The 19729-nt window shown below is 70.4% G+C and carries 22 protein-coding genes; 14 read left to right on the top strand and 8 right to left on the bottom strand.

Annotated features, from left to right (window positions below; all coding sequences use genetic code 11):
* Positions 1-39 precede the first annotated feature (39 nt).
* Positions 40-345 (top strand): hypothetical protein, encoded by a 306-nt coding sequence (locus OG494_RS21340; protein ID WP_328458364.1) that lies wholly within the window; start codon positions 40-42, stop codon positions 343-345.
* On the top strand, positions 342-1205 hold the full coding sequence (locus OG494_RS21335; protein WP_328458362.1) for an ATP-grasp domain-containing protein: 864 nt from the start codon (positions 342-344) through the stop codon (positions 1203-1205). The genes OG494_RS21340 and OG494_RS21335 overlap by 4 nt, the downstream gene beginning before the upstream one ends.
* A 15-nt stretch (positions 1206-1220) precedes the next feature.
* Here the strand turns inward: OG494_RS21335 and OG494_RS21330 are convergent, their stop codons facing one another.
* Positions 1221-1406 (bottom strand): hypothetical protein, encoded by a 186-nt coding sequence (locus OG494_RS21330; RefSeq protein WP_328458360.1) that lies wholly within the window; start codon positions 1404-1406, stop codon positions 1221-1223.
* Positions 1407-1599: 193 nt separating this feature from the next.
* Here OG494_RS21330 and OG494_RS21325 point away from each other — a divergent pair, with 193 nt between their 5' ends.
* Positions 1600-2334, top strand: coding sequence for a hypothetical protein (locus OG494_RS21325; protein WP_328458359.1), 735 nt, complete (start codon positions 1600-1602; stop codon positions 2332-2334).
* A 59-nt stretch (positions 2335-2393) separates the two neighbouring features.
* Positions 2394-2771 (top strand): hypothetical protein, encoded by a 378-nt coding sequence (locus OG494_RS21320; protein WP_328458357.1) that lies wholly within the window; start codon positions 2394-2396, stop codon positions 2769-2771.
* Between the two features lie 228 nt (positions 2772-2999).
* On the opposite strand, the gene OG494_RS21315 is transcribed toward OG494_RS21320, so the two are convergent.
* The 5 genes from OG494_RS21315 to mptB all read right to left on the bottom strand — a co-directional run bounded on the left by OG494_RS21315 (position 3000) and on the right by mptB (position 8512).
* On the bottom strand, positions 3000-3917 hold the full coding sequence (locus tag OG494_RS21315; protein ID WP_328458355.1) for an acyl-CoA desaturase: 918 nt from the start codon (positions 3915-3917) through the stop codon (positions 3000-3002).
* 49 nt (positions 3918-3966) lie between these two features.
* Positions 3967-4938, bottom strand: coding sequence for a COX15/CtaA family protein (locus tag OG494_RS21310; RefSeq protein WP_328458353.1), 972 nt, complete (start codon positions 4936-4938; stop codon positions 3967-3969).
* A 230-nt stretch (positions 4939-5168) separates the two neighbouring features.
* Positions 5169-5894, bottom strand: coding sequence for an ABC transporter permease (locus OG494_RS21305; protein WP_328458988.1), 726 nt, complete (start codon positions 5892-5894; stop codon positions 5169-5171).
* 53 nt (positions 5895-5947) lie between these two features.
* Positions 5948-6874, bottom strand: coding sequence for an ABC transporter ATP-binding protein (locus OG494_RS21300; RefSeq protein ID WP_328458351.1), 927 nt, complete (start codon positions 6872-6874; stop codon positions 5948-5950).
* Positions 6875-6880: 6 nt separating this feature from the next.
* Positions 6881-8512, bottom strand: coding sequence for a polyprenol phosphomannose-dependent alpha 1,6 mannosyltransferase MptB (gene mptB / locus OG494_RS21295; protein WP_328458349.1), 1632 nt, complete (start codon positions 8510-8512; stop codon positions 6881-6883).
* Positions 8513-8655: 143 nt separating this feature from the next.
* Here mptB and OG494_RS21290 point away from each other — a divergent pair, with 143 nt between their 5' ends.
* From OG494_RS21290 to OG494_RS21260, 7 genes are read left to right on the top strand one after another with little or no spacing between them, the layout of a single operon-like run.
* A complete protein-coding gene (locus OG494_RS21290) occupies positions 8656-9492 on the top strand; it encodes a helix-turn-helix transcriptional regulator (protein ID WP_442874447.1) in 837 nt (278 codons plus the stop codon).
* Positions 9489-10937, top strand: coding sequence for a Fe-S cluster assembly protein SufB (sufB, locus tag OG494_RS21285; protein ID WP_247049211.1), 1449 nt, complete (start codon positions 9489-9491; stop codon positions 10935-10937). The genes OG494_RS21290 and sufB overlap by 4 nt, the downstream gene beginning before the upstream one ends.
* A gap of 2 nt (positions 10938-10939) precedes the next feature.
* Positions 10940-12112 (top strand): Fe-S cluster assembly protein SufD, encoded by a 1173-nt coding sequence (gene sufD, locus OG494_RS21280; RefSeq protein WP_326954674.1) that lies wholly within the window; start codon positions 10940-10942, stop codon positions 12110-12112.
* 33 nt (positions 12113-12145) lie between these two features.
* Positions 12146-12916, top strand: coding sequence for a Fe-S cluster assembly ATPase SufC (gene sufC / locus OG494_RS21275; RefSeq protein WP_247049213.1), 771 nt, complete (start codon positions 12146-12148; stop codon positions 12914-12916).
* A gap of 50 nt (positions 12917-12966) precedes the next feature.
* Positions 12967-14268, top strand: a complete 1302-nt coding sequence (locus tag OG494_RS21270) for a cysteine desulfurase (RefSeq protein WP_328458342.1) — start codon at positions 12967-12969, stop codon at positions 14266-14268.
* Complete coding sequence (gene sufU / locus OG494_RS21265; protein WP_328458340.1) at positions 14265-14714, top strand: Fe-S cluster assembly sulfur transfer protein SufU; 450 nt, start codon at positions 14265-14267, stop codon at positions 14712-14714. The genes OG494_RS21270 and sufU overlap by 4 nt, the downstream gene beginning before the upstream one ends.
* Entirely contained in the window at positions 14711-15106 is a 396-nt protein-coding gene (locus OG494_RS21260; protein ID WP_328458338.1) for a metal-sulfur cluster assembly factor, read from the top strand. The genes sufU and OG494_RS21260 overlap by 4 nt, the downstream gene beginning before the upstream one ends.
* On the opposite strand, the gene OG494_RS21255 is transcribed toward OG494_RS21260, so the two are convergent.
* On the bottom strand, positions 15096-15920 hold the full coding sequence (locus OG494_RS21255) for a DUF4184 family protein (protein ID WP_328458336.1): 825 nt from the start codon (positions 15918-15920) through the stop codon (positions 15096-15098). The two genes, OG494_RS21260 and OG494_RS21255, sit on opposite strands and share 11 nt — an antisense overlap.
* A gap of 18 nt (positions 15921-15938) precedes the next feature.
* Here OG494_RS21255 and OG494_RS21250 point away from each other — a divergent pair, with 18 nt between their 5' ends.
* Together OG494_RS21250 and lepB are read left to right on the top strand one after the other, a co-directional pair.
* The gene (locus tag OG494_RS21250) at positions 15939-16271 is read left to right on the top strand and encodes a YnfA family protein (RefSeq protein WP_328458334.1); all 333 of its coding nucleotides are present in this window, start codon (positions 15939-15941) and stop codon (positions 16269-16271) included.
* Positions 16272-16300: 29 nt separating this feature from the next.
* Positions 16301-17083 carry a signal peptidase I gene (gene lepB, locus OG494_RS21245; RefSeq protein WP_328458332.1) on the top strand — a complete coding sequence of 261 codons (783 nt, stop codon included), beginning with the start codon at positions 16301-16303 and terminating at the stop codon, positions 17081-17083.
* Here the strand turns inward: lepB and OG494_RS21240 are convergent.
* Complete coding sequence (locus tag OG494_RS21240) at positions 17007-18950, bottom strand: ABC1 kinase family protein (RefSeq protein WP_328458330.1); 1944 nt, start codon at positions 18948-18950, stop codon at positions 17007-17009. The two genes, lepB and OG494_RS21240, sit on opposite strands and share 77 nt — an antisense overlap.
* Positions 18951-19134: 184 nt before the next feature.
* Here OG494_RS21240 and OG494_RS21235 point away from each other — a divergent pair, with 184 nt between their 5' ends.
* Positions 19135-19674, top strand: a complete 540-nt coding sequence (locus tag OG494_RS21235) for a snapalysin family zinc-dependent metalloprotease (protein ID WP_328458329.1) — start codon at positions 19135-19137, stop codon at positions 19672-19674.
* The last annotated feature ends 55 nt before the right edge of the window (positions 19675-19729 follow it).

Below are 19729 nucleotides of genomic sequence, written 5' to 3'. Positions count from 1 at the left end.
GTTCCGCGTTCCGGTCCCCGGTTGGTTATGGTTCGGGACGTGGCTGATTCGGATTCGGAAGAAACGGTCGCGCCCACGTCGGCCCAGCTGACCGCGGCGCGCAAGTTCGTGAAGGCGCACGGCAAGCCGTCCCGCGCGGTCGTGGAGAACATCGGCGGCGCCGGTGCCCGGGTCGTGCTGGTCGGAGCCGACGGCGCGCTCGGCGACGTCATCGTGCCGGCCGTCGCGACGGGCGAGGCCCTGGTCGAGGCCGTCGAGGACCTCGAGGCCGCTTCCTGGGACGCGGAGACGGTGAAGGCCACCAAGATCGGCGCCGCGCACCGCCGCAAGATGGCCGGCCGGTGAGCCGCACCGCGATCCTCGTCGGCTGCGCGGAACTGCCCGAAGGCGACGGCGACGAGCACGCCGTCCCGGCGGCGCTGACCGAACTGGGCTTCGACGTGTCCTGGGCGGCCTGGGACGACTCCCGCGTCGACTTCGCCGCGGCCGACGCCGTGATCCTGCGCGCCACCTGGGACTACCCGGAGCGCCGCAGCGAGTTCCTCGACTGGTGCGAGTCGGTGCCCGCGCTGTACAACCCGGCGGCCGTGGTGCGCTGGAACACGGACAAGTCGTACCTGGCGGAGCTGCTGGACGCGGGTGTGGCGGTGGTCCCGACCACCCTGGTGGAGCCGGGTTCGTCGGCCAAGTTCCCCAAGTCGGCGTACGTGGTCAAGCCGTCGGTCGGCGCGGGTTCCCGCGGCGCGGCCCGCTTCGACGCGGGCGCCGACGCTTCGTCTCACGTGGCTTCCTTGCACGCAGACGGGCACACGGCGCTGATCCAGCCGTACCAGTCCAGTGTGGACACCGAGGGCGAGCTGGCCCTGTCGTACTTCGGCGGCATCTACTCGCACGCCTTCGCCAAGAGCGCGATGCTCGGGTCCACAATGGACGAATCCGGGCTGTACCTGACGGAGCAGCTGGCGAAAGCCGAGCCACCCGCCGACGCGGTCGCCCTGGCGGAGGACGTCCTGGACGCGGCGTCGGCGCTGCTGGGCATCCTGCGAGCGGAGCTGCTGTACGCCCGGGTGGACCTGGTCCGCGGCGCGGACGGCAAGCCGTTGCTGCTGGAGCTGGAACTGACGGAGCCTTCGCTGGGCTTCCGCCAGACGGACCCGGGCGCAGCGATGAGGTTCGCTTCGGCGGTGCGGCAGCAGCTGGCGTAGCCGGCGAAGGGGCGGTCACCGGACGCCTCGGTGCGCCACGGCCAAGGCAACCGCGACGACCGCCCCGATCGTGGTCACCGCGATCGACCCGGTGATCACATAGAGCCCGCCGATTCCGGCGAGGCCGGTTTTGATCATTTTTCGCGCGCCCCGGGAATCGCGCCGGTGAGGTGAAGATCCCCCTTCGATCTCTTTGCCCACTGTGCTACCCCTGTCTATGGTGTACTAGTACGCCTGTTTTCAGGGTGCCCTGAGGCGGTCGGGAGCGGAAATGATCTTTTGTGGCGGGGAGGTATTTCTTCTCATTTGATCACCGTTTTCCCGGTTTCGCCGTTGTCGTGGCTTTTCGCGGGTTGTCGATCTTTGTCGGACTTTTCCGAGGTGGAGGGCTGTGGTGAGGAGCCGGTCGGATCGCGAACGCGTCGAGGAGGTGCCCGCGAAGGTCGCGCTGCGCTTGCTGGCGAAACGCCGAGACGGGGAGCTGATCCAGTTTCTCCGGCGGACGATCGAATCCCCGTCGGGTGGGTACGGCTCGGTGCTCGGCTGCCTGATCGGCCCGACCGCGTCACTGCCTGCCGGTACGCCGGAACTGCGTGCGCGGGCGATCTGGGGACTGATCGTCGACGAGGTCGGCCGGCTGGGCTCGGCGTTGGAACCGCGTGATCATTTTGTCCTGCTGGCCGCGTTCCGGCTGCCGCCGGTGCCCGGTGGCGGGGAGTGGAAATCGACGCTTCGCGACCGTTTCCGGCAGTTGGCCCGGATTCCCGGCGTTTTCGGGGATCCGCCACCCACCACGGAAACGCCGATGCACCAGGCGTGGAGCCGCGCGCTCGGAATGCTGTGCGATTGCGTAGGGCGAAAGCTCGAGCACGTCGAGGGCGAAGCGTGGCTGCGCTATGTGGAGGTCGGGCGCACGGCCGACGGCGGGGATTCCTCCGGCTGCCGCCCGCCGTCCGAGGGGGCGCAGCCGGTCTTCCTGGAGCGCGCGATCGTCACGGTGATCATGCACCGGCGGACCGCACTGCGCCGGATCACGGAGCGCCACGTCATCGCCCGCCGGGACGGTGTCGACGGCTACGACGTGCACGCGATGATCGGGAGAACGGAGAGCTCGCCGACATCCCGGTGAAAGCGTTGTGGGCGTGCCGGCTCGTGGCGTCCTCCGGTGCGCACCCGGACGATCCGATGGTGGCCAGGCTGCGCTTCCGGCGGAAGCTACGGCTGAACGAGCCGTACAGCTTCGCCTCCGAGGCCGTCGACGGGCGGCTCGACGAGGAACGGCGGTGGATCAACGTCGACATCGATCACCACGGGGTGAACCAAGGCCGGATCGAGGACGGCGAACCGGTTGCCGGTCTCACCATCCGTCTGAACTTCGACCAGGACTGCCTGCCGGAAGCCTGCTGGTGGTACGCGGAACAGACCGAACTCGAACGACTGCGCCAGCCGCCCACCGGGGATTCGCGCCTGCTCGACGTCGGTGACGGGTTCGTGGAGCACACCTTCAACGGGTACTGCCACCCGCGGGAGAGCTACGGGATCGCCTTCAGGTGGCCGAGGAAGTGAATCCGGGACGAGTCCGCGCCGAAGCGCGGGCTCGCCTCTTCGAGGACGGAGCGGCTCAGTTGCCGGTGTTCCCGCCGCCGCTGCCGTTGCCCTCGCCACCGTGGTGCTTCACGCGGAACTCCCTTTTACTCTTCACTTGCGGTGAAGGAAAACTACCGTGCGTCAATAGGCCTTTCGGCGTAACCCCTGTGCCTTTTCGCGCGGCGGCACTGCTATCTTCTTCAGGTTTCAGACGCGCTTCGCGGCCAGCCGGTCCACCCGCGGCCACCGCACGTCGGTCGCCCAGCCGAGCTTCTCGAATCCCCAGATCACCCGAGCCGACACGTCCACCTGACCCCGCAGCACCCCGTGCCGCGCGCACGTCGGATCCGCGTGGTGGGAGTTGTGCCACGACTCGCCCATCGACAGGAGCGCCAGCGGCCAGAAGTTCGCGGCCTTGTCGCGGCTGGCGAACGGGCGCTCGCCGATCAGGTGGCAGATCGAGTTCACCGACCACGAAACGTGGTGCAGGAAGGCGATGCGGACCAGGCCGGCCCAGAAGAACGCCGTCACCGCGCCCCACCACGACCACGTCAGCAGGCCACCGAGGGCCGCGGGGAGGGCCAGGCTGAGCGTGATCCACAGCCAGAAGAAGCGGTTGACCACGCGCAGGTCCGCGTCCGCCACCAGGTCCGGGGCGAAGCGGTCGGCGTTGGTCACCTCGCGGCCGAACATCCAGCCCATGTGCGCGTGCCAGAAACCGCGCAGCAGCGCCGACGGCGACGTGCCGAACAGCCACGGCGAGTGCGGGTCGCCTTCGCGGTCGGCGAAGGCGTGGTGACGCCGGTGGCTCGCGACCCAGAAGATCACCGAGCCCTGCACCGCCATGCTGCCCGCGACGGCCAGCATGATCCGCAGCGGCCGGTTCGCCTTGAACGCGCCGTGCGTGAAGTAGCGGTGGAAGCCGACGGTCACGCCCAGCGTCGCGAAGACGTAGAACACCGCGGCGAGGATCAGATCGATCCAGGTCATGCCCCAGCCCCACACCAGCGGGACGGCCACGAGCAGCGCCGCGAACGGCACCAGCAGGAAAGTCTTGAGCACGATCATCTCGCCGGTGCCGCGGCTGTGGGAGATGAGTGGCTTGGGCGCGGAGCGCGTCGTCATGGCGCGAACCGTAGCCTGCCCGAGTTACAGCGGCGTGGCCGACTGTTGCTCAGGCGGTGGCGAGTTCCGGTTCCTTCGGCGCGGCCGTCAGCGAGACGACCGGACCGCGGTCACGGCTGCCCGTCCACAGGGACGCCGTCGCGACGATCACCGTCATCGCGCCGAGCACGTGGAACGACACCATCGCCTCCGGCACGCCCAGCGCGTACTGCAGCGACCCGAGCCCGCCCTGCGCGAGCGCGATCACCCAGACCCACGTGTAGCGCTGCCACAGGCTCTTCGGCGCGCCGGTGCGCATCAGCTGCAGCCCGAACACCGCCAGCAGCAGCAGGTAGGCGATGAGCAGTCCGCCGTGGACCTGGGCGAGCGTCTCGACCGAGACGGCCAGGCGGTGGGTGTTGATGTCGCCGCTGTGCGGGCCGGCGCCGGTGACCGTGGTGCCGGCCGCGAGCACGAGCCACATCACGACGGCGAGCACGACCAGGAGCTTGCGGCCCGACGCGGGGACGAGCGACCGCGCGGGCTCGTCGCCCTCGCGGAACGCGCGCAGCAGCAGCACGGCCAGCCAGACCAGGGGAGTGGTGGCGAGGAAGTGGATCGCGACGGTCCACCACTCGAGCTTCGCCAGCACGGTCATCCCGCCGACGACGGCCTGCAGCACGACGCCGCCGGGCATCGTCCAGGCGAGCTTCACCAGGCGCTTGCGCGACGGGTGGTCGATCTGGACGCGCCATGCGGTGAGGACGGCGATCGCGGCGACGGCGATGACGACGCCGGTCAGCATCCGGTTGCCGAACTCGATCCACTGGTTGAGCGCGTCGATGCCGGAGTCGTGCTTCGGCACGAGGCTGCCGGCGACGCACTGCGGCCAGGTCGGGCAGCCGAGGCCGGACCCGGTGACGCGCACGATCGAGCCGGTGACGCCGATCAGCGCCTGCGCCAGGACCGCGGCGATCCCGACGGCCCGCTGGATCGCGGCGGAGGGGTACGGCAGGCGGGCGACAAGGCTGGTGAACGGCACGGCATCGATGGTAGAGCGCCCGGAAATCCGGCTTTCGGCAGGTCCCGGTGCCCAGAACCGGGCGGCGACCGCAAGGGACCAAGGTCACGTCCGGCCCGGGACGCGGCCCCCACCCTTCCCGGGGGGACGAGCCCAGGCTCAGTCTATCGCCGGTCACCGACATTTCCGGCTCGTGGAGCCCGGCTGCCCGAAGTTGTCCACATCGCCCAAGTCGTGTGGACAAGTGGGCGTCAGGTGAGCTTCGTGGTCCGCGAAGCCAGCGCGCCCGCGGCCACCGCCCAGACCACCAGGACCGCCATCGGCCCCGGCGCGAACGAACCGTCCACCAGAGCCGCGCGCATGCCCTCGGCCAAAGCTCCCGACGGCAGCAGTTCGACGACCACCGCGAGGCCCGAAGGCAGCGCAGACGGCGCCAGCAGGATGCCGCCCGCCAGCAGCAGCACGAACCAGACGATGTTGGCCAGCGCCAGCACGGCTTCCGCGCGCAACGCCCCACCCAGGAGCACGCCCAGCGCGCCGAACGCCAGCGTCCCGAGCACCAGCAGCAGGACCGCCGAAGCAAGCCCGGAAACCGAAGGCGACCAGCCGAGGAACGCCGCCACGACGCCGATCACCACGGACTGCAGCGCGACCACCACCAGCGCGGCGATGAGCCGTCCCGCGACCAGCAGCCAGCGCGGCAACGCCGTCGCCGAAAGCCGCTTCAGGACGCCGTAACGCCGGTCGAAGCCCAGCGCGATCGCCTGGCCGGTGAACGCCGACGACATCACCGCCAGCGCCAGGATCCGGGGCGTGATCCAGTCCACTTTGGACGTCGAGCCGAGCTGGGACGCGGGCAGGATGTCCAGCAGCGACAAGCCGATCAGCAGGGCCAGCGGGATGAGCAGGGTCAGCAGCACCTGCTCGCCGTGGCGCAGCGTCAGGCTCGCCTCGACGCGCGCGTGCGTCCGCAGCATCCGCCCGAGCGACCCGCGCCCGGGGGCGGGGGTGAAGGTGCCGGCCTCGAAGTTCACGCCCGCAGCTCCCGTCCGGTCAGCTCCAGGAAGACCTCTTCGAGCGTCCGCCGGCCGACCTGCAGCTCCTCCGGCAGCACGCCCTGCTGGGCGCACCACGCGGTGACCGTCGACACGACCTGCGGGTCGACCGAGCCGACCACGACGTAGGTCCCCGGCGCCGACTCGCGCACGTCGTAGCCCTCCGGCAGCGCGGCGGCCAGCAGCTTGGTGTCGAGCCGGGTGCGGGCCTTGAACCGCAGGCCCGCGGTGCCGCTCTCGTCGATCGTCAGGGTGTGCGGCGCGCCGGAGACGACGACCTTGCCGTGGTCCACGATCACCACGGTGTCGGCCAGCGCTTCGGCCTCTTCCATCAGGTGGGTCGTCAGCAGCACTGAGACGCCGTCGGCGCGCAACGCGCCCAGCAGGTCCCAGACCAGGCGCCGGGCCTGCGGGTCCATGCCCGCGGTCGGCTCGTCGAGGAACAACAGCTCGGGCCGCCCGACCAGGGCGCAGGCCAGCGACAGCCGCTGCTGCTGCCCGCCCGAAAGGCGCTTGAACGGCGTCCGGCGCACCGGAGCCAGGCCGAGGATGTCCAGCAGCCAGGCGGGATCCAGCGGCGACGCGGCGCACGAGGCCACGAGCTTGAGCATCTCGTCGGCGCGCACGCCCGGGTAGGCGCCGCCACCCTGGGGCATGATCCCGAGCCGGGGGCGCAGGGCGGCGGACTCGCGGTGCGGGTCGAGGCCGAGCACGCGCACCGAGCCGGCGTCAGGCCGCAGGAAGCCTTCGCAGATTTCGACGGTGGTGGTCTTGCCGGCCCCGTTCGGGCCGAGCAGGGCGAGCAGGCCGCCGCGCTCCATGTGCAGGTCGAGACCGTCGACCGCGCAGGTGGAGCCGTAGCTTTTCACCAGCCCGGTGATCTCGACGGCGGGGGCACTCACATCGCGTCACGATACGGCGTCGGCCTGCGCGGGCAGCCGCGGGGACGGCCTGGAGAGCAGGACGGGCGCGAGACGCCGCACGACGAGCATCCCCGCGCCGCACACGACGATCGCCGCGACGTAGGCGAACGGCAGCACGTACGGGCGGCCGTCGAAGGTGCTGCCGGTGGGCGGGAGCAGGAAGGGCAGGGCGGCGGACAGCACCGTCGCGGCCACCCGGAACCGGGACGTCCCGGCGGCCGCGGCGAGCGGGATCACCGCCCACAGCACGTACCAGGGCTGCAGGTTGATCTGCAGGATCATCACCGCGCCCAGCGAGACGCCGAGGCCGATGATCGGCCGGTAGCGCCACTTGAAGCTGTCCCAGAGGAACTTGACGGTGATGGCGACGGCGACGAGGTAGCCGAGCGCGCCGAGGATCGGCACCAGCGCGTTGGTGTGGTTGCCCAGCCCGAGCGCGATGCCGAGGACGCCGGAGAGGTTCGCGAGCTCGGCGGTGGGGGAGATCCAGGCGCGGACGAGGCCCGGTGTGTTGAACGTCGCGCCGACCCAGCCGAAACCGAGCCCGGAGCCGAAGCAGACGACGGCCAGCACGACGCCGAACCACGCCGCCATCGGCGCGCCGGCCAGGAACAGGTCTTTCAGCCGGCCGTGCCAGCGGCGCGCGACCATCACGGCGAAGAACGGCAGGGCGAACACCGCGGGCACCTTCACCGCCACGCCGAGCGTGATGATCGCGACCCCGAGCCCGATGTAGAGCAGTTCGCCGCGCGCCAGCGGCGGGGGAGTGTCGCCCTTGACCCGGATCGGCAGCCGCCGGATGCCCACCTCCAGCCCGGCGAGCATCAGGCCGATGGCGAGCGCGTCGTTGTGGGCGCCGGCGACGAAGTGGAAGATCAGCAGCGGGTTGAGCGCGCCCAGCCACAGCGCGGTCGCGGGCTGGACGCCGAAGCGGCGGGCCAGCCGCGGCAGGGCCCAGACGATGAGGACCACGCCGGCCAGGGCCAGCACGCGCTGCAGGAGCACGCCCATCGCGATGCTCTGGCCGGAGATCGGCGCGAGCCAGCCGCCGAGGCGCAGCACCAGCGGCCCGTACGGCGCCGGCGTCTCGCGCCACATGTTCGACACACCCGCGGTGAACGGGTCGGCGACGCCGAGGGCCTGCGCCGGGCCGAGGGTGTAGGGGTCCATCCCGCGGTGCACGATCTCGCTCTGCGCGAGGTAGCTGTAGACGTCGCGGGAGAACAGCGGCGGGATCACCAGCAGCGGCAGCACCCACAGCGCGATGGTGCGGGCGAGCTGGCCCTGCGACGCGAGCCGCGCGCGGTCGGGGCGGGCGAACTTGCCGAGCATCAGCCAGCTGAGCACCAGGATGCCCATGCCGGAGATGGCGATGGCCAGGGACACGGTGGGGATGCGCGTGAACAGCCGCAGCACCGGGATCTCCTGCACCGGGTTGATCACCGGCGCGGCGCCGGCGCCGAGGGAGCCCAGCGCGAGGAAGAGCGACCCGACCGTGCCGAACCGGCGGACGACGTTCAGCGCGCGCCGCTCGTCGCCCTCCAGGGGGAGCGGCACCCGGGGCTCGACGGGCGACAGGGTCACCGGATGTGCACTCCCGGTGACGATGTCCGCCACTCGCCGGTCCTCCCGTGCAGGATGTTCACCCAGTTCGCCCACAGCCACGGGAGTCAGGGTATCGCCGCCGGTGCGGCGTGAGTCGGGTCACTGCCGAAGACCCCGCCTTTGCCGTCCGCAGGGAAATAAGACACACTTGTGTTGTGAAAAAGACGGCGGCAGCGGACCAGGTGGGTGGCGACACGCCCCGCACCGTGGTGAACGCCGTCCCGTCGCAGGTCAGCGCCGAGGGCAAGACCCGCAGTGAGGTCGCCCGGCTGCTCCTGGAACAGGGTCCCATGACCGCCGTGGTCGTCGCCGAGCAGCTCGGGATCAGCCCGGCGGCCGTCCGCCGGCACCTGGACGCGCTTCTCGCGGACGGCGAAGCCGAGTCGCGGGACGCGCCGCGCCGCGGCCCCCGGGGCCGGGGTCGTCCCGCGAAGCTCTTCCTGCTGACCGAGTCCGGCCGCGCCCGCTTCGGGCACGCCTACGACGACCTGGCCGTCTCGGCCATCCGCTTCCTCGCCGAGCACGCGGGCGAAGACGCCGTACGCGCCTTCGCCGAGCGTCGCGTCGCTTCGCTGGTCGAGCCCCACCGCTCCGCGATCACCGGATCGAGTGATCCGGCGGCGCGCGCGGAGGCCTTGGCGACCGCGCTGACCAGGGAGGGCTACGCTGCGTCGACCCGTCAGGTCGGCACACTGAGTTCTTCGCAAGAAGGGCCTGGCCTCCGACAGAACGTCGGCGCGCAGCTTTGCCAGCACCATTGTCCGGTCGCCCACGTCGCCGCGGAGTTCCCGCAGCTGTGCGAGGCCGAAACCGAGGCGTTCGCGAAGCTGCTGGGCACCCACGTCCAGCGGCTGGCGACCATCGCACGCGGTGATTCCGTGTGCACCACCCACGTACCCGCTTCGGCGGGTCAGCCGGCCCATCCCGAGCCGGTCAGCACGGTGCCCTCTGGGCGCACAGCACGGATCCCGAATGGAGGGAAACCCGCATGACTGCCGCTGCCGAGCAGCGCACTCCCACCACCGCGCCCTTGAGCCAGGAAGAGACCATCGAGTCCCTGGGCAAGTACGCGTTCGGCTGGGCCGACTCCGACGTAGCGGGCGCCAGCGCCCGTCGCGGGCTGAACGAGGATGTCGTCACCGACATCTCCGGGAAGAAGTCCGAACCGGAGTGGATGCGCGAAGCACGACTCAAGGCGCTCAAGCTCTTCGAGAAGAAGCCGATGCCCAACTGGGGCGCGGACCTCTCCGGGATCGACTTCGAGAACATCAAGTACTTCGTGCGCTCCAGCGAGAAGCAGGCCACGAGCTGGGAAGAGCTGCCCGAGGACATCAAGAACACGTACGACAGGCTGGGCATCCCCGAGGCGGAGAAGCAGCGCCTCGTCGCCGGTGTCGCGGCCCAGTACGAGTCCGAGGTCGTCTACCACTCGATCCGCGAGGACCTCGAGAAGCAGGGTGTCCTGTTCCTGGACACGGACACCGCGCTCAAGACGCACCCGGAGCTGTTCGAGGAGTACTTCGGCTCGGTCATCCCGGCCGGCGACAACAAGTTCTCCGCGCTGAACACGGCGGTGTGGTCCGGCGGTTCGTTCATCTACGTGCCCAAGGGCGTCAAGGTGGACATCCCGCTGCAGGCCTACTTCCGGATCAACACCGAGAACATGGGCCAGTTCGAGCGCACCCTGATCATCGTCGACGAAGACGCCTACGTGCACTACGTCGAGGGCTGCACGGCGCCGATCTACCAGTCCGACTCGCTGCACTCGGCGGTCGTGGAGATCATCGTCAAGAAGGGCGCCCGCTGCCGTTACACGACCATCCAGAACTGGTCGAACAACGTCTACAACCTGGTCACCAAGCGCGCCAAGTGCGAAGAGGGCGCGACCATGGAATGGATCGACGGCAACATCGGTTCCAAGGTGACCATGAAGTACCCGTCGGTCTTCCTCATGGGCGAGCACGCCAAGGGTGAGGTCCTCTCGGTCGCGTTCGCGGGCGAAGGCCAGCACCAGGACGCGGGCGCCAAGATGGAGCACCTCGCGCCGTACACCTCCTCGACGATCGTGTCGAAGTCGGTGGCGCGCGGCGGCGGCCGCACGTCGTACCGCGGCCTGGTCCGCGTCGCGAAGCGGGCGCACCACTCGCGCTCCAGCGTGGTCTGTGACGCCCTGCTGGTCGACACGATCTCGCGCTCGGACACCTACCCGTACGTGGACATCCGCAACGACGAGGTGTCCATGGGCCACGAGGCCACGGTGTCCAAGGTCAGCGAAGAGCAGCTGTTCTACCTGATGTCGCGCGGCCTCGACGAGGCCGAGGCGATGGCGATGATCGTGCGCGGGTTCGTCGAGCCCATCGCGCGTGAGCTGCCGATGGAGTACGCGCTCGAGCTGAACCGCCTGATCGAGCTCCAGATGGAAGGGTCCGTCGGCTAGTCATGTCGGTTACCGAGAACAACGTTTCCGAAGCTCTTCGCGAGGGGGCCGTCATTCCGGCGGCCTCCCGCGCGGAGCGCTTCACCTCCTACGACGTCGAGGCCTTCGAGGTCCCGGGCGGCCGTGAGGAGAACTGGCGCTTCACGCCGATGAAGCGGCTGCGCGGCCTGCACGACGGCAGCGCGCCCGCCACCGGCGAGATCACCCTCGACCTCGACGCCGCCCCCGAGCTGACCATCGAGACCGTCGGCCGCGACGACGCGCGCCTCGGCCAGGCCGGCGTGCCGAGCGACCGCATCGCCGCGCAGGCCTACTCCTCGTTCACCAAGGCCACCGTCGTGACGGTGCCCAAGGAGACCAAGGCGTCCAAGCCGTCGGTGCTGCGCATCCACGGCCCGGGCGAGGGCAAGGTCGCCTACGGGCACCTGCAGGTCCGCGCCGAGGCGTTCGCCGAAGCCGTCGTCGTGCTCGACCACGTCGGCTCCGGCACCTACGCCGACAACGTCGAGTTCGTCATCGGCGACGGCGCCAAGGTCACCGTGGTCAGCGTCCAGGACTGGGCCGACGACGCGGTGCACGTCTCCGAGCAGCACCTGAAGCTGGGCCGCGACGCCGCGCTGCGGCACACCGTGATCACCCTCGGCGGTGACCTGGTCCGCGTCTCGCCGACGGCGACCTTCGCCGACAAGGGCGGCGACGTCGACATGCTCGGCGTCTACTTCGCCGACGGCGGCCAGCACCAGGAGCACCGCCTCTTCGTCGACCACGCGGTGCCCAACTGCAAGTCGCGGGTGGGCTACAAGGGCGCGCTGCAGGGCGAGGGCGCGCACACGGTCTGGATCGGCGACGTGCTGATCCGCGCCGCGGCCGAGGCCACCGACACCTACGAGTTCAACCGCAACCTGGTGCTCACACCGGGTGCGCGCGCGGACTCCGTGCCGAACCTGGAGATCGAGACCGGCGAGATCGAAGGCGCCGGCCACGCGAGCGCGACGGGAAGGTTCGACGACGAGCAGTTGTTCTACCTGCAGTCGCGCGGGATCGCCGAAGAAGCCGCCCGCCGGCTGGTCGTGCGCGGGTTCTTCCACGAGATCCTGGTGAAGATCGACGTCCCCGAGGTGCGCGAGCGCCTCGAAGCCGCGATCGAGGCCGAGCTCGAAGCCGTTGGCGCCTGACGCCGTCCACCGCAGACTTTTAGGAAACGAAGAATGGCTACCCTGGAAATCAAGGACCTGCACGCCTCGGTCAACACCGACGAAGGCGCCAAGGAGATCCTCAAGGGTGTGAACCTGACGATCAAGTCGGGCGAGACCCACGCGATCATGGGCCCCAACGGCTCCGGCAAGTCCACCCTGTCCTACGCGATCGCCGGTCACCCGAAGTACCAGGTGACCTCCGGCGAGGTGCTGCTCGACGGCGAGAACGTCCTCGAGATGAGCGTCGACGAGCGCGCCCGCGCCGGCCTGTTCCTGGCCATGCAGTACCCGGTCGAGGTGCCCGGCGTCTCGATGTCCAACTTCCTCCGCACCGCGGCCACCGCGGTCCGCGGCGAGGCTCCCAAGCTTCGCCTGTGGGTCAAGGAGGTCAAGGAGGAGATGGGCAAGCTCGAGATCTCGCAGGAGTTCGCCGAGCGCTCGGTCAACGAGGGCTTCTCCGGCGGCGAGAAGAAGCGCCACGAGATCCTGCAGCTGGCGCTGCTCAAGCCGAAGTTCGCCATCCTCGACGAGACCGACTCCGGTCTCGACGTCGACGCCCTGCGCGTCGTCTCCGAGGGCGTCAACGCCTACAAGGCTTCGAGCGAGGTCGGCGTCATGCTGATCACGCACTACACCCGGATCCTGCGGCACATCACGCCGGACTTCGTGCACGTCTTCGCCGGCGGCCAGATCGTCGAGTCGGGCGGCAAGGAGCTGGCCGACGAGCTGGAGGAGCACGGCTACGTCAAGTACGCCGGCAAGCCCGAGCCGGCCGCGCTCTGACGTTCCCCACCCCAGGACTACACCGAGAAAGAAAGAGAGGAGCCGGCCCGATGACCACCACCTCGGCTAGCTCTGTTCCCTTGGACGTCGCCGCGTTGCGGGCCGACTTCCCGATCCTGTCGCGTACTGTCCGCGACGGGAAACCCTTGGTGTACCTGGACTCCGGGGCGACCTCGCAACGCCCGACGCCGGTCTTCGACGCGGAACGCGACTACATCTTCACGTCGAACTCCGCCGTCCACCGCGGTGCGCACCAGCTGTCCGAAGAGGCCACCGACGCCTACGAGTCCGCCCGCGCGAAGGTCGCGGAGTTCGTCGGCGCCGACCCCGAGGAGCTGGTGTTCACCAAGAACGCGACCGAGGGCATCAACCTCGTCGCGTACTCGATGAGCAACGCCGCCACGGCCGGCCCCGAAGCTTCGCGCTTCGTGGTCGGCCCGGGCGACGAGATCGTCATCACCGAGATGGAGCACCACGCGAACCTCGTGCCCTGGCAGCAGTTGTGCCAGCGCACCGGGGCCACGCTGAAGTGGTTCAAGGTGACTGCGGCCGGCCGGCTCGACCTGTCCGATGTGGACGAACTGATCACGCCTCGCACGAAGGTGGTCGCGTTCGCGCACCAGTCGAACGTGCTCGGCACGGTCAACCCGGTCTCGCTGCTCGTCGAGAAGGCCAAGGCCGTCGGCGCGCTCACGGTGCTCGACGCTTGCCAGTCGGTGCCGCACTTCGGGGTGGACTTCCACGCGCTGGGTGTCGACTTCGCGGTGTTCTCCGGCCACAAGATGCTCGGCCCGTCCGGCATCGGTGTCCTTTACGGACGCACCGAGCTGCTCTCGGCGATGCCGCCGTTCCTCACCGGCGGATCGATGATCGAGATGGTCCGCATGGAGGGCTCCACCTTCGCGCCGCCGCCGCAGCGGTTCGAGGCGGGCGTGCCGATGACGTCGCAGGCCATCGGCCTCGGCGCGGCCGTCGACTACCTCTCGGCCATCGGCATGGACCGGATCGCGGCGCACGAGCACGAGCTCGCCGCGGCCGCGCTCGACGGCATCGGCGCCATCCCCGGCGTCCGGATCGTCGGGCCCACCGACCTGAAGGACCGCGGCGCCACCGTGTCGTTCGTGATCGACGGCGTGCACCCGCACGACGCCGGCCAGGTGCTCGACAGCCTCGGCATCGCCGTGCGCGTCGGCCACCACTGCGCGTGGCCGCTGCACCGGGCATGCGGCGCGCAGGCGACCGTGCGGGCGTCGTTCTACCTGTACAACACGCTGTCCGAAGTGGACGCCCTGGTAGCGGGTGTTCGCGAGGCCCAGAAGTTCTTCGGGGTGGCCCAAGAGGTGACACAGTGAACCTGGAAAGCATGTACCAGGAGATCATCCTGGACCACTACAAGCGCCCGCACGGCCGCGGCCTGCGGGACCCGTTCGACGCCGAGTCGTTCCAGGTCAACCCGACCTGCGGCGACGAGGTGACGCTGCGGGTCAAGCTCGACGACGGGAAGGTCGCCGACGTCTCCTACGACGGCCAGGGCTGCTCGATCAGCCAGGCCTCGACGTCGGTCATGACGGACCTGGTCGTGGGGCACACCCTCGAGGAAGCGTTCACCACCATGGACGCCTTCGTCGAACTGATGCAGGGCAAGGGAAAGGTCGAACCGGACGAGGAAGTGCTGGAGGACGGCATCGCCTTCGCGGGCGTCGCCAAGTACCCGGCCAGGGTCAAGTGCGCCCTCCTCGGCTGGATGGCCTTCAAGGACGCCGTCGCCCGGACCACCAGTGGAGCTGAGAAAGCATGACCGAAGAGACCGCCACCCGTGAGGGACGCACCGCCGCCGACCTCGACGCCGAGACCACCGCGACGCAGGACATCGAGCTCGCGAAGCTCGAGGACGTCGAGGAGGCCATGCGCGACGTCGTCGACCCGGAGCTCGGCATCAACGTCGTCGACCTCGGTCTCGTCTACGACATCCGCGTCGAGCCGGACAACACCGCGACGATCGACATGACGCTCACGTCGGCGGCCTGCCCGCTGACCGACGTCATCGAGGACCAGACGTCGGCCGCGCTGACGTCCGGCGGCCTCGTCAAGGACTTCCGGATCAACTGGGTCTGGATGCCGCCGTGGGGCCCGGAGAAGATCACCGAGGACGGCCGCGAGCAGCTGCGCGCCCTCGGCTTCACCGTCTGACCCGTTTTTGTCCGTGAAGGCCACCTTGAGGGACTCCATGTCCCTCAAGGTGGCCTTCACGGCTTTCGGCTGTGTATAACGACCTATACCGCGCGTGCCAGGCCAGCGCGTAGAGGACGAGCGCGGCGAGGAACCCGCTGCCGGCGCCGGTGACCAGCAGGTACGTCGCGTTGCCGACGACGCCCGCGCGGGTCATCGGGTCGTGGTGGGCCAGGAACGGCAGCACTTCCGCGAGCACGCCGGTGAGCGTTCCGGCGGCCAGGAAGGCGGTGACCGCTGTGCGGCGCCGGATGGCCGGCGGGGCGGGTTCGGCAGGGGCGCCGCGGTACCAGCGGACCAGCCACCACGCGAGGATCGCGGCCCCGGCGATCGTGCTGACCAGCTGGATCAGCCGGCCGACGTCGACGCCGGTGACGAGCGGGGTCCGCAGGAAGGCGAACCCGTCGTTCTCGTGGGTGAAGGCGTCCCAGCCGACGTGCGTCGCGGCGCCGAGAACCAGCGACAGGGCGATCCGGCCCGGCCGCTTCCAGCTGAAGGGGTGGCGGGGGAGCCGTTCGGCCAGGGACTTCGGGGCCAAGGCCAGCAGCGGTCGTCTCAGGACGACCTGGAAGAGCGCGAGGATCACCAGCGCGAGGAGCGGGTCGAGCCAGAGGACCGAGGTCAGCTCGTGGGTCTTGGTGAGGCCGACGCCGGGAAGCCGCGGCACGAACCAGAAGACGTCCGGCGCGACGGAACCGGCGACGAGCGCGGACTGCACCAGCGGGCCGCGCACCAGCGGTAGCACGGCGGCCGGGTGACTCAGCGTGAACGGCACGGGAGTTAGTATCCCGGTGTGGTCTTCCGGTCGATCCTGCTGTTCCTCGCGGCGGCCGTCTTCGAAATCGGCGGCGCCTGGCTGATCTGGCAGGGCGTCCGCGAGCAACGAGGCCTGATCTGGATCGGCGGCGGCATCGTCGCGCTGGGCGTGTACGGCTTCGTGGCGACGCTCCAGCCGGACGCCCAGTTCGGCCGCATCCTCGCCGCGTACGGCGGGGTGTTCGTGGCGGGCTCACTGGCCTGGGGCATGGTGGCGGACGGCTATCGCCCGGACCGCTACGACGTCATCGGCGCACTGCTGTGCCTCGCGGGGGTCGCGGTGATCATGTACGCGCCGCGGGCGGGGTAACACTGTCCACTGTGTCCCGATAGATCTTGGTGACCGAACCCGCGTTCCCCGCTGCGCCGCCCGCCCCGCCGAAGCGTCGCCGCGTTTCTCCCGTCCTGCTGGTGATGATCGCCGTGGCCGTGCTCGGCGTGGGCGCCGGCGCGTACGGCGTGGGCCGGATGGTGTCCGACTACCGCCAGTTCACGATTCCGAGCGGCGGGGCGATGAGCCCGGCGCTGAACCCGGGCGATCGCATCGTCGCCCGCGCGCTGGACGGTGAAGAGGTCCACCGCGGCGACGTGGTCGTCTTCGACAGCGGTGCGTTCGCCCAGGCCGACCAGCCCGGTGTCACCGTCTTCCGGGTGGCCGGGATCGCCGGGGACACCGTCGCCTGCTGCGCCGACGGACACTTGACGGTCAACGGGAAGCCGGTCACGGAGTCGTACCTCAGCAAGGGCGAGTACGCCTCGGACGGCACCGCGACCTTCGCCTTCACGACCCGGGTGCCCGAAGGCACGGTCTTCGTCGCCGGGGACAACCGCGGCAACGCCTTCGACTCACGCTTCCGCGGTGTCGTCCGGGTGTCCGGGATCGGCGGGTTCGTGGTCGCCACCGGCACGGTGGTCACCCCGGCATCGCTGACTCCGACGACCGCGTTCACGGACGCCGGCCTGCCGGGGGCGCCGTTCGGCGACTCCACGTTGGCCGGGTTGCGGTGGTGGATCGCCGGAGGCATCGCGGCGTTCCTCGCCGGGCTCATCGGCGTGATCGTGAGCGCTGCCCGGAGCGCCGGAAGACGACGAAAAGCAGTCGTAGCCCCACCAACGCACTGATCACCAGCAGGTTGTAACCGAAGGCCTGGTTCAGCGTCAGCTCCGGCAGGAGCCGCGGGCCGGTCGAGCCGGTCAGCAGGAACACCGCCATCAACCCCGTTGCCGCGCCGACGAAGGCCAGCAGGACCTCGTGGACCAGGCCGGTGACGACGTCGCGGTCGCGCTCGTCGGAGAACAGGCGGACGTTCACCGACAGCCGGCCCTCTTCCAGCGCGGCGCCGATCCGGTCGACGCGGCGGGGGATGCGGCGCAGGACCGGGAGCAGCGCCGTCAACTCGGTGACCGCGGTGCGGCCCAGCGAGCCCGGGCGGAGTCCGGCGCCGACCTGCTCGACGGCGAACGCGCGGGACTCGGCCACGACGTCGAAGCCGGGCGACAGCGCCGACAGCGTGCCCTCGACCGTGGCCAGCGCCCGGAACACCGCGGCCACCGGCGGCGGGACGCTCAGCCGGAAGTCCGCGACCACCCGGAACAGACCGGTGAACAGGTCGAGGTCCGGCGTGCGGCCGGGCCCGAAGTGCCGGGCGACCAGGGCGCCGAGGGCGCGTTCGAGGCGCTGCTCGTCGATGTCGCCGGTGCGGTCGACGATCTCGAGGAGCGCGTCACGCAGGGCCGCCGGGTCGCCGCGATCCAGGGCCAGCACGAGGTTCTGCAGGCCGCCGCGCAGCCCGGCGTCGAGGCGGCCGACCGAGCCGAAGTCGAGCAGGCCGAGGCGGCCGTCGGCCAGCAGCATGAGGTTGCCCGGGTGCGGGTCGGCGTGGAAGACCCCGCCGATCATCACCTGGTCGAGCAGGCAGCGCAGGAGGGATCGCGCGAGCCGTTCGCGGTCACCCGCCGGCGCCGTTTCCAGGGGCTTGCCGCTCAGCCGGGACATGACGAGCACGCGCTCCGTGGACAGTGCTTTGTGGACGGTCGGCAGGGCGACGTCCGGGCCGGAAGTGGCGGCCACCGCGGCGATGTTGCGGGCCTCGATGGTGAAGTCCAGCTCTTCGGCCAGGGCCGCGGCGAACCCGTCGGCGAGTTCGGCGACCCCCAGCGAGCGTGCCCAGTCCGCCCGCTCCTCCAGGGCGGCCGCGACGCGGCGGACGATGTCGACGTCGCGTTCGGCCTGTTCCCGCACGCCGGGCCGCTGGACCTTCACGACGACGTCCTCGCCGCCGCGCAACCGTGCTTTGTAGACCTGCGCGACCGACGCCGCCGCAAGCGGTTCCGGGTCGAACTCGGCGAAGACGTCGTCGGGCGAGCCGCCGAGTTCGGCCTCCAGCACCGCCCAAACGGCGTCGGCGCGGGCGGGCGCGACCTGGTCCTGGAGCTTGCCGAGCTCCTCGACGAAGACCGGGGGCAGCAGGTCCGAACGGGTCGACAGGAGCTGGCCGAGCTTCACGAACGTCACGCCGCCTTCCTCGAGCGCGCGGCGCAGGGAGCGGGCGAGCTTGGCCTGCCGTCCCGGCGCGAGGCCGGGTTCACGGCGGCCCGCGAGGTAGCGGCCGAGGCCGTGCTTGATCGCGATCCGGCTGATCTGCGAATACCGCCGGGCGCGCGAAACCCTGGTGTACGCGGCGCGGAGGCGACCCAGCCCGAGGCCGCCGGGGAACGCCATCTCGGCGAGGAAGAGGAAGACGAGCGTCGCGAGGAAAGCGCTGCCCGCCAACGGGATCAGCAGCCCGAGGAACGCGGCGCCGTGGCTCGGCAACGACTTCGGGAACGCCTGGGCGACGCCGCCGGCGACGAGCCAGCCGAACCCCGCGCCGCACAGTGCGCGGACCGCGCCGATGCGCACGCCGAGCACCCGGCGCGACGCGGCGACGAGCGGCCACAGCACCAGGACGTACACGGGGAGGGTCAGCAGGCCCAGCAAGATGGTCATCGGTTCCCTTTCGCCGTGGCCGAGCAGACCACGGCGGCCCGGCCGGCGGGCTCACGCGGCGGCGGGAACCGGCTCCCTCCCGCGAGGGAGCTACTTTCGGCCGTGGTCCGGAGTTGCGGTGGACTTCTAACCTGACCGCGCGAACTACGGTGAAGTGTTCTCTAATCGGACAAAGGGAGACACGATGAACGGACGTCTGCTCGGCCGGGTCCTGGTGCTGGCCGCCGCGGTCGCGGTGCCCCTGGGCGCCGGGCTCACCACCGCCACCGCCGCGCCCGCCGCGGTCACGACGGTGTACTACACCTCGTCCGGCGCGCCCGACTACCTCGCCCAGATCGACCAGGGCGCGGCCAACTGGAACGCCGTGGTCACCGACGTCAAGCTGGTCAAGCGCAGCAGCGGCGCGACGGTCGTGTTCCACGAGATCCACAGCGGCGGCTCGTACACCAACACGAACGGCCACGGCCGCGGCGACATCTACCTCGACACCAGCCAGGTCGCCGAGGGTTTCGACCCGACGCGCATCGCGGCGCACGAGCTGGGCCACAACCTCGGCCTGCCGGACCACTACACCGGCCCGTGCACCGAGCTGATGTCCGGCCACGGCCCCGGCACGGCGTGCAAGAACGCGAAGCCGTCGGCGGCGGAGGCGGCGAAGGTCCAGTCCCTCTGGACGAACGGCTTCGCGGCTCGTGCTGCGGAGACCCGCCAGGTCGCCTACTAACCGGGATCCCGCAATTCCGTGAAGGCCACCATGAGGGACTCAGAGTCCCTCAGGG

The sequence above is a fragment of the Amycolatopsis sp. NBC_00438 genome (assembly GCF_036026695.1).
Lineage (GTDB): Bacteria > Actinomycetota > Actinomycetes > Mycobacteriales > Pseudonocardiaceae > Amycolatopsis.
This window is presented reverse-complemented; position numbering and strand designations above follow the sequence as displayed.

Excerpts from the sequence above, each read along its gene's own strand:
- OG494_RS21315 (WP_328458355.1), bottom strand. The coding sequence starts at position 3,917 with ATGACGACGCGCTCCGCGCCCAAGCCACTCATCTCCCACAGCCGCGGC.
- OG494_RS21305 (WP_328458988.1), bottom strand. The coding sequence starts at position 5,894 with ATGCTGCGGACGCACGCGCGCGTCGAGGCGAGCCTGACGCTGCGCCAC.
- sufB (WP_247049211.1), top strand. The coding sequence starts at position 9,489 with ATGACTGCCGCTGCCGAGCAGCGCACTCCCACCACCGCGCCCTTGAGC.
- sufD (WP_326954674.1), top strand. The coding sequence starts at position 10,940 with ATGTCGGTTACCGAGAACAACGTTTCCGAAGCTCTTCGCGAGGGGGCC.
- sufC (WP_247049213.1), top strand. The coding sequence starts at position 12,146 with ATGGCTACCCTGGAAATCAAGGACCTGCACGCCTCGGTCAACACCGAC.
- OG494_RS21270 (WP_328458342.1), top strand. The coding sequence starts at position 12,967 with ATGACCACCACCTCGGCTAGCTCTGTTCCCTTGGACGTCGCCGCGTTG.
- OG494_RS21260 (WP_328458338.1), top strand. The coding sequence starts at position 14,711 with ATGACCGAAGAGACCGCCACCCGTGAGGGACGCACCGCCGCCGACCTC.
- OG494_RS21240 (WP_328458330.1), bottom strand. The coding sequence starts at position 18,950 with ATGACCATCTTGCTGGGCCTGCTGACCCTCCCCGTGTACGTCCTGGTG.
- OG494_RS21235 (WP_328458329.1), top strand. The coding sequence starts at position 19,135 with ATGAACGGACGTCTGCTCGGCCGGGTCCTGGTGCTGGCCGCCGCGGTC.